The organism is Bacillus sp. LNXM12-1 (assembly GCF_003004375.1).
GTDB lineage: Bacteria > Bacillota > Bacilli > Bacillales > Bacillaceae > Bacillus.
Genome location: NZ_PVWX01000003.1, coordinates 345,616 through 359,380 on the forward strand (window position 1 = coordinate 345,616; position 13,765 = coordinate 359,380).

Here is a 13,765-nt window from a genome sequence, read left to right on the forward strand (position 1 = left end):
GTTGAAAAAAGGTTATTTTGTCAATGTTTTTCATGAGTTTTAAAAATTCTTGAATTTTCAGCTTTATTAATCTTTATTTTATTGGCATAATAGAATTACAAGAAAAAGAGAAGTAGGTGAAATGGATGAATCATTCGGAACAGCCTTTCGATGTAAAAGAAGCACTTTTATTCAGTCAAAGAATGGCCCAATTGAGCAAAGCTCTTTGGAAATCCATTGAAAAGGACTGGCAGCAGTGGATCAAACCGTATAACCTAAATATCAATGAACATCATATTTTGTGGATTGCGTATCAATTAAAAGGAGCTTCAATATCAGAAATTGCAAAGTTTGGCGTCATGCATGTATCAACGGCGTTTAACTTCTCCAAGAAACTGGAGGAACGAGGATTTTTAAAATTTTCTAAAAAGTTAAACGATAAACGCAATACGTATATTGAGCTAACGCCAAAAGGCGAAGAGACATTCCATAAACTACTTGAAGATTATGACCCGGCACGAACTGGTATTGTCAAAGGCGCACAGCCGCTTCATGACATTTACGGAAAGTTCCCTGAGATTTTAGAAATGATGTGTATTATCCGAAACATCTATGGTGAGGATTTCATGGAGATTTTTGAGAAATCGTTTTCAAACATTGAGAAGGACTTTTTGAATGAGCGAGGAAAAGTCACGAAAAAGCCTGAGGAACTTGAAGACTCAGCTGATGCAGCAGAAAAAGCGGCTAAAGCAAATCAAATTGTTTAATGATCTTTATAAATTCATTCATTAACGGCTGAAACAGCCCTTGATCATGCAATGCAAATATCGTCTCATGCACATCCAGCTTTTCAATTAACTGTCCTGCAAAAAGCGCAAGCATATCGTCAAACATGACGTAGCCTTGTGCTTTTTGCTTGTCCATTTCCTCTGAAAGCTCAGCACAAATACGCTCAATTTCCTTCGCCTCTTCTTTCGATACCCGCTGCCTGATCAATAATGCATAATATGGATAACGGCTCATATCGGTCGCCGTCAGCAAAAGTTCCATATAATATTCGAGCTGGCTCATTCGTTCCTCAATACTCATGTACGTTCCCTCTTTCTCTTAGTCTTTCTATTTTAGCCGAAATTACTCATTGACGAAAGAGACGAACCTCCCTCTTCTGTCTTTTTTTCTTGAAAAACCCAAAGTTTCCTCTCTTTATTCCATATGAAGGCAACATTTTATTTTTTTTCAACAAAACCATTGATTTTTATCCTTAGGAAGAGTAAATTATCTTGAGATATTCAATTAGTTTTTTAAGATTGGAAGGATGAAAAATGAATTGTTGGAAGACCATTAATCTTGAAAAGGATTATGGTTATACGAGACTGCTGATTTCAGCCATAAGTCTTGCTATACTTTTTTTCATTATGGCTTTTTTATGTTTTCAACTGACTCATCCTGAAACGAGACTAAGCAGCCACAACGCACCGCTTTTTGCTGTGCTTTTACTTGTGACATTGCTTGTCCACCGTGTGGTTCACTTGATCCCAGTGATGAAAAACAAGAAAAAAATGACGCTATTTAAACGAAATTGCTGGAAGCGTGTGCCAAAGAAAGTAATGCTTTATTCACTTCTCAGTCCATTTTGTTTGATTTCACTGCTTTACTTTGTGTTAGGCGTGGCGTTTCCAATGTATGCACACTATTTTATCATCATCGCAAGTATTCATGCAGGCTATTGTTTGCCTGACTTTTTATTTGCATGGAAACTGCTCAAAGCACCTAAATCCTGCATCATCGATCAAGCCCAAGACGAGTTTGATATTTTAGTTGACCAAACTTCCTCATCATGAGGTTTTTAAAGCCAACTTCTATCTTTTTCATAAAAAATTTGGTAATGTAGTATGGGAATAGCATAGAGAGGGGGGATCTCCGATAGTTTTATTTTACTTCATCGTCTTTGCCGCGTTTATTGTGTATTCAATAAACAGGCTTACTAATACATTATGCCTTGTCAGAGAGATTCCTGAAGAACGGCAAGATAAGGTGTTTCGCTTTATCAATGTATCGATACTGATCTTACTGATCTCATCATTTGTTGAAATTACCATTTCTATTTAAGATCAAAGCAAAAGCTGCCAGTTTGAGGGCAGCTTTTTGTGTATATTGATTGATTAGCAAATCCAAGATGCACCGATAATGATCAATAAGATGAATAACACGACGACTAGTGCAAAACCGCCAGCAAAGACTTCTCCTCCCATGTAAAACACCTCCTGCCAGTTCTTGCTCTGTTCTAAGCTCAGTGTATGCAAAAAAAATGAAAACGTTTAGGCACCTGTCATCGTTTGAAAAAAGAACCGCCCGCACGCATGGCAGGACGGCTCCTTTCTGTCACAGCGATTTAATTAGTAAAGATATGCTGCACCAACGATGATCAGCAAAATGAATAGCACGACCAATAAAGCAAACCCATTAGAATATCCTGCTCCCATATAATTCAGCCTCCTTTTTGTGATCACTATATGTGTATGTCGCGCGCAAATTTTTGACTAGACGAATGCCCTCCCATTTGCATTTCTTTTTACAGCGTGTCACAATATGTTATGATACAAGCAATGATAAATAAATTGGAAAGATTAGGAGTGTTTTTTGAATGAAAAAAATGGCTTTAGCAGCTGTAACAGCAGTTAGTGTTTTAACTCTTGGCGCATGCAGTAGCGGTGATAAAGATGTCATCGCAACAACAAAATCAGGAGATGTCACAAAAGAAGAGCTTTATACAACTCTTAAGAAACAAGCAGGTGGAGATGCTTTAAATCTACTTGTTCAACAAAAGGTTCTTGCTGACAAATACAAAGTATCTGATAAAGAAATTGATAAGAAAATGGAAGAATATAAAAAGACACTTGGTGAAGATCGTTTAAAACAACTTCAAGATGAATTCGGAAAAGATTACATCAAAGATCAAGTGAAATATGAGCTGCTGACTCAAAAGGCTGCCAAAGCTAACATCAAAATCACTGATAAAGAAGTAAAAGCGTATTACGATGACCTAAAAGGGAAAATCCGCGCAAGCCACATTTTAGTAGCTGATAAGAAAACAGCTGACGAAGTGGAAAAGAAATTAGATAAAGGTGAAAAATGGGATGCCGTTGTGTCTGAATATTCAACTGATACCGCTTCAGCAGCACAAGGCGGCGATGTAGGCTGGTTCGCAAAAGAAGGCCAAATGGACGAGAACTTCAGTAAAGCTGCTTTCAAACTAAAAGTGAATGAAATCAGCAAACCAGTGAAATCACAATTCGGCTACCATATCATTAAAAAGACCGAAGAACGCGGTAAATACGATGACATGAAAGCAGACTTGAAAAAAGAACTGCTTAATCAAAAACAAGCAGACACAAATGAAATCCAAACGATCTTAAACAAATTGGTGAAAGATGCCGATGTGAAAGTAAAAGATAAAGAACTTGAAAACACATTCAAAGAAAAGTCTCAACAACCCGCACAAAATCAACAACCTCAACAAAACCAGTAATCACAAAAAACCCCTCTGCCGTGATCGTGCAGAGGGGTTTTTATATGACCTGATTAAGCAATCGAGTCTTCATGTGCCGCCGTATCATGTGATCTTTTCACTTGCTGATCCTGACGTCTACGCTCTCTTTCTTGTTCCATTCGCTCGATAAAAATTTCTCCTTCCTTTTCAATAAAGGATTGATCAATCTCTTGCTCCTCTTTGGCCGTTGTCATTAATTTATACGCACAGAAAATAATGCCAATGATACATGCATACACCCACCATGGAAAAAACAACATTTTTTCATCGCCTCCTTTTTTCAGAACAGCTCTCTCTTCCTTTGTGTTACATGCTTATGCGAAAAGAAGACAAGTTATGAAAAAAACGCCCGCAATAAACGGACGTTTTGACATGGTTATTCGTGATGAAAGGTTGGTTTATAAAATGAACGATTCTCTAGCGCAAAAATACGTTCTGTATATTCTCCTGGCTTCACATGCTCAAGCGCACGATCCATCATATTCATCTTCGCATCTAAATTATCAATATAGTGGAGTATTTCGGCTTCCTTCACCATTGGTGGTTTCGGGCTGCCCCACTCTCCTTTTCCGTGATGACTCAGTACTAAGTGCTGTAAAATCAGAATTTCTTCTGAATCAATGCCAAGCTCTTCTGCAGCTTTCGCAATTTCTGTCACCATAATCGAAATATGACCAATTAAATTCCCTTCCACCGTATAGGTGGTTGAGACTGGGCCCGAAAGCTCTTTGACTTTCCCTAAATCATGAAGAATGATGCCTGAATATAAAAGATCTCGATCTAATGATGGATATAGGTCAACAATTGATTTAGCCAAATGCAGCATGGACACCACGTGATAAGCAAGACCAGAGACAAATTCGTGATGGTTTTTTGTCGCTGCTGGATAGTCAGCGAATTCCTGTCCATATTTTTTCAGCAAATGCCTTGTAACACGCTGTATATTAGGGTTTTTCATATCAAAGATATATTGCATAATCGTATCCATCATATCATGTTTTGGAATAGGAGCTGTTTCGAGAAAATCATCAATTCGAATTTGCTCATTTTCAGCAACAGGGCGTATATTCCTAAGTTTCAGCTGATTCCTCCCGCGATAATGATGAATATCGCCTACTACCTTCACAATGGTTTGCGCGGCATAGGTTTGTTCATCATTCTGCTTTGCATCCCATAGTTTCGCCTCAATATCTCCACTTTGATCTTGAAGAATTAACGTTAAAAATGGTTTGCCATTACTCGCAATCCCTTTAGTAGATGATTTAATTAATAAATGCAGGTCAACTTGTTCGCCGACATCATAGGTCATGATCCCTTTAGCCATTCAATAAAAGCTCCTTCCATGTTTCTGCTCATATAAGTATAACATAAGTCATTATTTGTCAATCATTCAACTGCTAAACTCGTAATCTGTCCATCTTCTGCTGCTTGCTTCATATGCTCATGACAGGTGAAATAAAACAGCTGTGTTTCAAAACGTGTGAGCTCGTTCATCATCTCCAGCACTCTTCCTAGACGAACGTGATCGAAATGAACGAAGCTGTCATCCATCATAAACGGAAGCTGACAATCTTGCTGATGAGACAAAGCGAGCGCAAAACGAATCGCCAGATAGATCTGTTCACACGTTGCCTGTGAAAGCTCCTCTGGACGGAATATTCGTCCATCCATTCTTTTCACCATCAGCAAGTCATCTTCAGGTGAAAATAAAATCGCTTCATAACGATCATTTGTTAACGGTTGAATAAAACTTGAGGCTGTTTGAAGCAATGCAGGCAGCCTTGTTTCTTTATGCTCATTCAATTTTTCTCGTATGACGGAGCGGACAAGCTGAATTGCCGCCCATTTTTTTGCGAGGTGCTTCGCATGCTCCTGCTCTGCGGCAAGCTGATGAGTCAAATCAGACACCGTTCCAGAAGCTTCTATTTGCCGGATTTCCACCGCTAGTTCTGCTAAACGTTTTTCCATATTCTCCGCATTCAATTGAACGTCATGAAGGTGCTGCTTTGCTTCTGCACACTCCTCTTCAAGGAGAGGTAATCCTTTGCGAACAATCCATTCCTCCTCATCAAAACAACCGCTTCTATGAAGCTCTTGATTCAGCTGCTGCAAATGGGAAATCCGTTCCCGGTATTCTTTAGATAGATGAGAAAGCACTTGGTAATCTTCTTTGGACTCTGCTTCTACTTGACGAAAAAGCTCGTCAGTTTGTTTTTCGTAATATTGAATTTCCCCTTCTAGTGTCGTGAGCTGCTGGATCGCATGTTGAATGGATACGTGCAATGTCTGGCGTTCTTTTTCTCTTCTCGCCTCATCTTTCAATATCTCTTGAAAAGCTGAGATATTCTCCTGAATGGTTCCTTCCTTTTTTTGAAGGATACTGCTTAACGCTGAAACCCTGCGCTCATAAATCGATTGCTGATCGGAAAGCACGCCTATTTCACGATGAAGCTCCTCATATGCCGCTGTATTCATTTTTAATTGTTTTAGGATATGGAAGGCCTCTACTAGGAAAGAAAGCTCAGACGACAAGCCAAGCTGTCTCTTCTTTTCCTCTACTTGCTGCTGGACAGGTTCCAGCTCTAGCTCCCAGTCTTCATATTGCCGAATGATTCTTTCGTACAGAAGCTCCTTCTGCCTCATAAGTGTTTCAGCTGAAGCTGCCTGCACTTGAAATGAATCAAAGGCCCCTTCGCCGCTTCTTTGTTTCATCGGGCTCATTTGACTGAATGGGTAAATGAGAAAGAAGAGAAAAACAGAAAATCCCGCAAACAAGAGCGTGATCCACCACTCTGTTAAAAAGAATAGAACAAGCAGAAGCACCACATCAAATGCGATCAAGCCTCGGAATAACAACGCCCGGGAATGAATCGGTTTCTTTTTCGATCTTGTCCCCTTCGCATCGTCTTCTGCTCCGTGCTGTCTGACTTGCTGTTCCTTTAATCCTTTTAGAGCGGCTTCTGCTTCGTCCAGCTCATGTCTTGCGTGATCAAATCGTTCATCTAACTGCGCTTTTCTATCCATGAGACGAACGTATTGAGTGACAGTTTCCTTTAATTCCCACTCAAATTCAAGCGAATCGTCGATTTGTTCGAACTTTATCGGGTACTCCCACTTTAGCTTTGCTACCGCTTCGTCTATTTTTTGTTTCAATGAATCACGGTTTGCTCGACACTCTGCTATGCGCTTTTTCACAAGCTCAGCATCAGATGCTTCATCTACGACTCGTTTCATCTCCATTATGGTATCCTTGTCATAGAGCGGTTGAACTTGTACAAGTGAGGTTTGCAAATGGGCTAACTTCTGCTTCAGTGCAGTCAATTGAGCCTTTTTCGGGTGAAGGTGTGATTCTAGTTTATCCAGCTCATGCTCTGTTTCTGCTCTAAAACGTTTGACTCGGTCTGGATAGCGGGCTAATTCCTTTTTTAATTCCACTTTTCTCTCGATCATGGGATAAACTTGAATGGATTCAGCCAGTTTCTGAATGTGTTCCTCAGCTTGCTTCATTTCATTTTGAAGCATTTCGATCGTCTCCGTTAATTCAGATTGCTCCCGTTTCTTTTCGGTATAACGGCCTTCTACCAATTTGGCTTGTTTCAGCTGACCTGTCAGCTCTTTTAAACGATCAAGCTGCTGATTTAATTCCGGCTTGCGTCCATTTGGTTTAAACAGCTGCTCCTGCTGCTTTAGCAGCCTGCTATCCATCTTGGTGGCTGCATCCGAGCCAAATAAACTTGAGAAAAGTAGAAATTCGCCTATTTGGTCCTGGTTTAAGGCTTGGACATTTTGCAGTCCAAACACATCAAATGAATAGATTGATTGATATAACCTGCGATCCGTTCCCTTTAAAAGTGTCTGTAGAAAAACTTCGTCTTTCACTTCACCATTCGGTAAAAACACCTGTGCTTGACCACCTCGATCGGACGTTCTTTCAATATGAATAACGCCTAACTCGTCATCTTGGCAAGTGAGGGAACCACCATAAAAAGAACCCTGTTTCGTCTTGTACATCTTGTTTTTCGGAAAACCAAATAACATCGATTCAATAAACGTTTTCAATGTCGTTTTCCCCGATTCATTCAGGCCGTAAACTAGCTGAAAACCGTCATCAGAAAAGTGAAAGGTCCGATTTGAAAATTTCCCGAAATGGGCGATATGGAGTGAACGTATTTTCATTGTGCCTCTCCTTTTCTCATAATTGCTTTAGCTGTTCTGTCAGCAGCCTTTGTGCTTCTTCTTTTATATCCACTTCATCCTCTTTTGTGAGAGCTTTTCCTGATTTTCTATAGGTTGGGTGACGCTTGATCGGTGATAACAGCTCTTCATATGCCTCAAACTGTGAAATTTCAGCAGTGAGTTCCTTCAAAAAAGAATCTTCTAAATAGATCACATCCTCGTTTGTTCGGCAGTCAATCGATATCACCCAAACGAATACCTCTTCATCTTCTTCCTGTTCATGAAGAACGGTCAACAGCTCCTCAAGAACCTCAAGCTGAGTACGCTCAAAGTAAGGAGGAGCATCACCCGTCAATTCAATTTTCACAAAATGAGGGACGCCCTCCTCTTTCAGCTCACTGATTTTGCTATCCACAAGTGTCACAAGATCCGTCATATGAACCGTTTCTGTCATGTCTATTGCAAGTGTCTCAAACATCACATCCGCACAGCTAATAAATTCCGCTGTCTCAGAATCCTCGGAGAGTTGAATAACGTAACAGCCTTTCTCTCCTGTTTCTTTTATATGTCTGCCCTGCATGTTACCAGGGTAAATAATCAACGGGTCTTCATGCAGAAGGGCTCTCTTATGTATATGTCCAAGCGCCCAATAATCGAAATCCCGTGAAAGAAGCTGCTCAAGCTGAAATGGTGCATACGCATCATGCCCTTCTTGTCCGGCTAATGTACCGTGAAGCATCGCAATGTGATAGGCAGCATCTGTCGTTTTGACATAATGAGATGTCATATTTTCATAGACAGCCCGCTCTTTGTAGCTAAACCCATAAATACTTGCAACAAGCTGCCCCCCTCTATAGTAGGATTGCTCACTTGGTGTACTGCTTGAAAAAACGTGCACATTCTCAGGCCACTCAATCGGTGTCCATTCACCGCCTAAATGATCATGATTACCATAAATAATAAAGACGTCAATCCCTTGAGTTTGCAGTCTTAGAAACTGATTTCTTAAAAACAGCTGTGCTTTCAGACTGCGATTTGATTCGTCAAATAAATCTCCGCTCAGCAGCACAAAGTCTACTGATCGAGCAATGGCGAGATCAAACATATTCTTCGCACTTTGAAATGTACTTTCTTTGAGCCGCTTAAATGGTAAGCTAGGGATATTCGACATTCCTGCAAATGGACTGTCTAAATGTAAATCTGCGGCATGAATAAAGGTAAGCTTAGTCAAACGTCTATCTCCTTGTCCGATACTGTCATTGTCCATATTTTATCATGCCATTTTTACGAATGCACGTTCTATCGCTTTCATTCTAAAAAACACATTTTTAAGAGTTAAAAAAGAGGTTTTGTCTTATTCATTGTTTAATTACATAGAAAAGCAGAGGAAAGGGAGATGAGGAATGGAGAAGACATACTTTTTAACTGTATTTGACCGGTCGGGTGAGACCTTATTAAATGAAAAAATCACAACGGATAGTGATGAAAAGGCAAAGGAATTAGGGCGCCATCGCTTAATCGAACAGCAATACACGAAGCATTCCCACCGGCTCGTTGATGATGCAGGCAAGCTTCTTTTATTTGAACGTTAAAAAAACCGGCATTCGCCGGTCTCACATTCGTTTATACGTTCTGAAACACAGGTCGTCTTTTTTCTAAAAAGGCCTGAATGCCTTCCTTATGATCATGACTTTGCCTCAGTCTTGCCTGTGCTGCCCTCTCCTTTTGAAGAACGGCTAGCAGCTCAGGTTCTGACTGCTGAAAATAGATCAGCTTTGTTTCGACAAATGCTTGAAGCGGCATGTTCATAAACGGCTTCACACATACTTTTTGATACGCATCGACTTCATCCTGAAACACCCCGTCTGCAAGGCGCAATTTTAACGCTTCTTCAGCCGGCAGCTTTTGTCCGCTCCAAATCAATTGTTTCGCGGTTTGTTCACTGACTCTTTTTGTGAGAAAAAAATGCCCTCCGCCATCTGGAATTAATCCTACTCCATTAAAATTCATGGCGAGCTGTGCATCCTGATGCATAAACAAGTAGTCACAGCTTAAAGCAAAGCTAAAAGCAAGGCCTGCCGCTGACCCGTGGACAAGGGCAATCGTCACTTTTTTCATACCGGCTAGAGAAAGTGTAATTCCCTCGATCAAATCCATCACACGATGGAAATCTTCTTCACTTTCCTGCTTAAGCATCATGCCAATATCTCCGCCTGCAGAAAACCCTTTCCCCGCTCCCTTGATCACAACGACTTTTGCACTGCTTTCTTCCGCTGCATCACATGCCTCTTTGAATTCAGCAAACATGTCCACATGAAATGAATTATAAGCATCAGGCCTGTTGAAAACGATTTCAAAAATATCCCCGTTTAACTGACAATTGATATATGTCATCATCCATCCCCCTTTTCTTTTAAACTCATGACTTAATTCCATTTCAACCCGAATAATTCCTTTTCCTCTGCATGAAAAATTTCAAGATCAATTGATACTAAAATAAGCATAATTGTTGAAACAAGAAATATATTTTTATATAGTAAATGAAGAAAGAAATGATTTTGAAAGGGGGAGGATGATTGATAAGGTGTTCCATATTCATATTGGTTAGTTTCATCGTCATGTTTTCTCCTTTTTCAAATGTCGTTTTTGCTCCACAGGCAGAAGCGAGTGCACCTAGTCTTATTTCTCCATCCATCTACGATGAAGAAATTCAAGCTGTGAAGACACCTCCATTTTCAAAAAAACATGCCTTCTCTATTCTGTTAAAGAACAGATTATCACTGGCTGATTCAAAGGTTTTTCTACTCAAGCCTGCTCCATCAGCTGCGTTATCCATTGATCTATGTTTTTTGGAAATGAAGTGTGCGATCCCCATTATGTGTCAATCAAATTACCTCTACTGATTCATTTTATTTCATCCGTATTACTATATGAAAAACACAACCTATCATATTCGGAGGGATAAAATGAATATTAAAGAAAATGATCTTCCTGGGATCGGAAAGAAATTTGAAATTGAAACGAGAAATAGAGAAAAAATGACGATAGTGATTCATGATGATGGCAGACGGGAGATTTATCGTTTTGACGATGATGATCCAGATGAAGTGCTGTCCACCATTTCTCTCGATGATGCTGAATCAAGGCAAATCGCTGCGATTATCGGCGGCATGGTGTATAAACCGCAGGCACTTGAAACCATTGAAATGGCCTTCAATGACTTGATGATTGAATGGTTTAAGGTGGAAAAAGGCGCAAAAGCGGTTGGACATACACTCGGTGATTTAGATGTGCGGCAAAACTATGAAGTCACCGTCATTGCGATCATTAAACATACAAATGAAAAATTACTGAACCCTGGTGCCGATTCGATTATTGAAGCAAATGATACGATGGTCATTTCAGGCGAAAGAAAACACTTAAAGCGATTGATACGTGATTTTCTTTCTAGAGGGGGAGAGTGATGAATGGATCATTTAGTCTTTGAAGTTGGGACGGCGCTGATTCTCATCGCCATCGCCAGCTTAATCGCCAATAAAATGAAATTCTCTATCATCCCTTTTCTCATTGTCCTCGGTATGATCGTTGGGCCGCATGCTCCAACCATCGGGATTATTGATCTAAAATTTATCGAAAGCACCGAAATTATTTCGTTTTTTGGCAGAATGGGCGTCTTGTTCCTTCTTTTCTATCTTGGACTTGAGTTCTCTGTCGGAAAGCTTATTAAATCGGGCAAATCCATTGCTGTCGGCGGATCTATTTATATTTTGATTAACTTCAGCTTAGGACTGCTTTACGGTTTTATCACAGGGTTTGGGTTCCTTGAGGTTCTCATTATGGCAGGAGTTATCACGATTTCATCCAGTGCCATTGTGGCCAAAGTCCTTGTTGATTTGAAACGGACTGCGAACCCTGAAACTGAGTTAATTCTTGGGATCATTATGTTTGAGGATATTTTCCTCGCTGTTTATTTATCCGTCGTATCTGGTCTTGTCCTTGGAGATGCCACAACGGTTAGCGGTGCCTTATTATCCATTTTCATTGCTTTTGGTTATATGATGCTTTTCTTTATCATCGCACGTAAGCTGCCAAAACGATTAAACAAGTTGTTCGATATCCGTTCGAACGAAGTGTTCATCATTGTGATTTTTGCGGCTTTATTCTTTGTCGCTGGTTTCTCAGAGACAATCCATGTAGCAGAGGCCATTGGGGCACTCTTACTTGGTCTTGTTTTCTCAGAAACAGAGCACTCTGACCGCATCGAACATCTTGTGGTTCCATTTAGAGATTTCTTCGGGGCCATGTTCTTCTTCAGCTTCGGTCTCAGCATTGATCCATTTACATTAGGTGATGCCTTCTGGCTTGCGATCGGCGCTGTGATTCTCACCTTCATTGGGAACTTCACTGCTGGAATGTTCGCTGGAAGAAGAGCTGGATTTTCTCATAAAGCCTCTTCTAATATTGGATTAACCATCGTATCACGAGGAGAGTTTTCAATCATTGTAGCCGAGCTCGGTATTGCGGGCGGACTTGCCGCTACCTTGAAGCCATTTGCTGCATTGTACGTCTTAATCCTTGCGATTTTAGGACCGCTTGTGACGAAGGAATCTAAGCGAATTTATCAAATTCTGAACAAAATGTTCAAATGGCAAACAGAAAAACCAAAAGTGAAAAAAGAAACGACAATCTAATGAAAAAGGGCCCTATACTTGGGCCCTTTTTATCTCTTATTCAAATTGCTGAAAGGCTGTTTCTTGCTTGACTGACGCTTCTTTCATCCCGCGAATCGTTTGAATCACTTTCTGGTTGCGGTAGATGGATAGTTTTAAATTGGTCGCCGCTGTTCCATGAGAGTGATCAAGATGCGTGAATGTAAAGAAATGATGAGGGCGCTTGTCTTTGAACACAAGCCTGAAGTCTTCTGTCACTTTAAAATGCTCTTCACTTTCCCATTCAATCAAAGGTTCATACGCACTAAACCACGCCGGGATATTCGGAGTGTACCCTGTAGCCAATAGGGCACGATCAGCTGTGATGCTCTTTTCTTTCTTTAGCTGCCACTGCTTTAGGTGCAGCTTCAGGGACTGATTCTCCTCCACCTGAATCGCTTCAAGCTCGGTCATTGGCTGAATCACCACAGATGGCTCTTCACCTGTAACAGACCGATGATACAATTCCTGATAAATACGCGAGAGCGTCGATGTATCTATACCATTTCTTAATCCAGTCAGCCTAGGCAATGTGTTCATTCGTTCTTCATAAGGAAGCGAATGGAAATATTCGACGTACTTCGGTGTAAATAGCTCCTGGCCAAGCTCTGCCGTCTCCAGCTCTCTAAATTCACTAGATCGCGTAAACCACGAAAGCTGCTGTCCTTTCTTTTGATGCTGAAGCAGGTCTAAGAAGATTTCGGCTGCACTCTGCCCAGAGCCAATCACCGTCACCGACTCAGCTTCATGAAGTTCTTCCTGCTGGTCTAAATAACGGCTGCTATGTGTCACATATGGCAGTGCAGCATCAGGCACATCGACAGGAATCATCGGTTTGCTCCCTGTTCCAAGCACGACATGCTTTGCCCGATACTCAGAGAGCGATCCATCCTTCAATCGCCGGACTTTCACAAGATAACCACCTTGGCAGTCCGTCACTTCCTCTACCTTCATCCCAAATTGACAGCTATCTAATTCACCTGCGACCCATGATAAATACTCATTGAATTCTCTTCGCGGAATGTCAAACTGTTCAAATGTATAGAACCGGTGAAGTCTATTTGATTCATGTAAATAATTTAAAAATGTATACCTGCTCCTTGGATTCGCCATCGTCACAAGATCAGCTAAAAAGGAGACTTGTAAATCCGTTCCTTTGATCAGCATACCAGGATGCCAGGCAAACTCGGACTCCTGTTCAAAAAAACAGCATGAAACATCTTCATACTCCTCTAACAAAGCCGCCAAACCTAAATTGGCGGGCCCAATCCCAATTCCGATCACATCAATCATATGTACACCTGCTTTAACTTTTTATCACTTATATACCCTTTTACAAATGAAAAAAACA

Annotated in this window: 16 protein-coding genes; 7 read left to right on the forward strand and 9 right to left on the reverse strand. The window is 40.7% G+C overall.

All coding sequences use genetic code 11. The features are described 5' to 3' along the window. Positions 1 to 125: 125 nt before the first annotated feature. Complete coding sequence (locus tag C6Y07_RS14105; protein ID WP_034663587.1) at positions 126 to 746, forward strand: HTH-type transcriptional regulator Hpr; 621 nt, start codon at positions 126 to 128, stop codon at positions 744 to 746. Here the strand turns inward: C6Y07_RS14105 and C6Y07_RS14110 are convergent. Beyond that, positions 724 to 1,068 (reverse strand): YhaI family protein, encoded by a 345-nt coding sequence (locus C6Y07_RS14110; RefSeq protein ID WP_034663590.1) that lies wholly within the window; start codon positions 1,066 to 1,068, stop codon positions 724 to 726. The genes C6Y07_RS14105 and C6Y07_RS14110 overlap by 23 nt on opposite strands. A gap of 233 nt (positions 1,069 to 1,301) precedes the next feature. Between C6Y07_RS14110 and C6Y07_RS14115 the strand changes: the two genes are divergently transcribed. Both C6Y07_RS14115 and C6Y07_RS19115 read left to right on the forward strand, forming a co-directional pair. Continuing rightward, the gene (locus tag C6Y07_RS14115) at positions 1,302 to 1,820 is read left to right on the forward strand and encodes a DUF3267 domain-containing protein (RefSeq protein ID WP_060595916.1); all 519 of its coding nucleotides are present in this window, start codon (positions 1,302 to 1,304) and stop codon (positions 1,818 to 1,820) included. Between the two features lie 82 nt (positions 1,821 to 1,902). Further along, a complete protein-coding gene (locus tag C6Y07_RS19115; RefSeq protein WP_072368131.1) occupies positions 1,903 to 2,088 on the forward strand; it encodes a hypothetical protein in 186 nt (61 codons plus the stop codon). Positions 2,089 to 2,141: 53 nt separating this feature from the next. On the opposite strand, the gene C6Y07_RS14125 is transcribed toward C6Y07_RS19115, so the two are convergent. Together C6Y07_RS14125 and C6Y07_RS14130 are read right to left on the reverse strand one after the other, a co-directional pair. Beyond that, the gene (locus C6Y07_RS14125; protein WP_017360317.1) at positions 2,142 to 2,231 is read right to left on the reverse strand and encodes a YjcZ family sporulation protein; all 90 of its coding nucleotides are present in this window, start codon (positions 2,229 to 2,231) and stop codon (positions 2,142 to 2,144) included. A gap of 144 nt (positions 2,232 to 2,375) precedes the next feature. Continuing rightward, positions 2,376 to 2,462 (reverse strand): YjcZ family sporulation protein, encoded by an 87-nt coding sequence (locus tag C6Y07_RS14130; protein ID WP_008361129.1) that lies wholly within the window; start codon positions 2,460 to 2,462, stop codon positions 2,376 to 2,378. A 161-nt stretch (positions 2,463 to 2,623) separates the two neighbouring features. Here C6Y07_RS14130 and C6Y07_RS14135 point away from each other — a divergent pair, with 161 nt between their 5' ends. Next, entirely contained in the window at positions 2,624 to 3,508 is an 885-nt protein-coding gene (locus tag C6Y07_RS14135) for a peptidylprolyl isomerase (protein WP_003211354.1), read from the forward strand. A 53-nt stretch (positions 3,509 to 3,561) separates the two neighbouring features. On the opposite strand, the gene C6Y07_RS14140 is transcribed toward C6Y07_RS14135, so the two are convergent. The 4 genes from C6Y07_RS14140 to C6Y07_RS14155 all read right to left on the reverse strand — a co-directional run bounded on the left by C6Y07_RS14140 (position 3,562) and on the right by C6Y07_RS14155 (position 8,936). After that, positions 3,562 to 3,789, reverse strand: a complete 228-nt coding sequence (locus tag C6Y07_RS14140; RefSeq protein WP_034663596.1) for a sporulation YhaL family protein — start codon at positions 3,787 to 3,789, stop codon at positions 3,562 to 3,564. Between the two features lie 116 nt (positions 3,790 to 3,905). Further along, on the reverse strand, positions 3,906 to 4,853 hold the full coding sequence (yhaM, locus tag C6Y07_RS14145) for a 3'-5' exoribonuclease YhaM (protein WP_034663598.1): 948 nt from the start codon (positions 4,851 to 4,853) through the stop codon (positions 3,906 to 3,908). Between the two features lie 62 nt (positions 4,854 to 4,915). Next, positions 4,916 to 7,705, reverse strand: a complete 2,790-nt coding sequence (locus tag C6Y07_RS14150) for an ATP-binding protein (RefSeq protein ID WP_106156917.1) — start codon at positions 7,703 to 7,705, stop codon at positions 4,916 to 4,918. Between the two features lie 16 nt (positions 7,706 to 7,721). After that, the gene (locus C6Y07_RS14155) at positions 7,722 to 8,936 is read right to left on the reverse strand and encodes a metallophosphoesterase family protein (protein WP_066031087.1); all 1,215 of its coding nucleotides are present in this window, start codon (positions 8,934 to 8,936) and stop codon (positions 7,722 to 7,724) included. 172 nt (positions 8,937 to 9,108) lie between these two features. On the opposite strand from C6Y07_RS14155, the gene C6Y07_RS14160 reads away from it, so the two are divergent. Next, a complete protein-coding gene (locus C6Y07_RS14160; protein ID WP_034663606.1) occupies positions 9,109 to 9,297 on the forward strand; it encodes a YhzD family protein in 189 nt (62 codons plus the stop codon). 31 nt (positions 9,298 to 9,328) lie between these two features. Here the strand turns inward: C6Y07_RS14160 and C6Y07_RS14165 are convergent, their stop codons facing one another. Beyond that, the gene (locus tag C6Y07_RS14165; RefSeq protein ID WP_081311426.1) at positions 9,329 to 10,102 is read right to left on the reverse strand and encodes an enoyl-CoA hydratase; all 774 of its coding nucleotides are present in this window, start codon (positions 10,100 to 10,102) and stop codon (positions 9,329 to 9,331) included. A 569-nt stretch (positions 10,103 to 10,671) separates the two neighbouring features. Between C6Y07_RS14165 and C6Y07_RS14175 the strand changes: the two genes are divergently transcribed. Both C6Y07_RS14175 and C6Y07_RS14180 read left to right on the forward strand, forming a co-directional pair. Beyond that, positions 10,672 to 11,169 carry a cation:proton antiporter regulatory subunit gene (locus C6Y07_RS14175; protein ID WP_034663613.1) on the forward strand — a complete coding sequence of 166 codons (498 nt, stop codon included), beginning with the start codon at positions 10,672 to 10,674 and terminating at the stop codon, positions 11,167 to 11,169. A 3-nt stretch (positions 11,170 to 11,172) separates the two neighbouring features. Continuing rightward, positions 11,173 to 12,396 (forward strand): cation:proton antiporter, encoded by a 1,224-nt coding sequence (locus C6Y07_RS14180; protein WP_066031091.1) that lies wholly within the window; start codon positions 11,173 to 11,175, stop codon positions 12,394 to 12,396. A 36-nt stretch (positions 12,397 to 12,432) separates the two neighbouring features. Here the strand turns inward: C6Y07_RS14180 and C6Y07_RS14185 are convergent, their stop codons facing one another. Then, positions 12,433 to 13,707 carry a lysine N(6)-hydroxylase/L-ornithine N(5)-oxygenase family protein gene (locus C6Y07_RS14185; protein WP_106071590.1) on the reverse strand — a complete coding sequence of 425 codons (1,275 nt, stop codon included), beginning with the start codon at positions 13,705 to 13,707 and terminating at the stop codon, positions 12,433 to 12,435. Between the last annotated feature and the right edge of the window lie 58 nt (positions 13,708 to 13,765).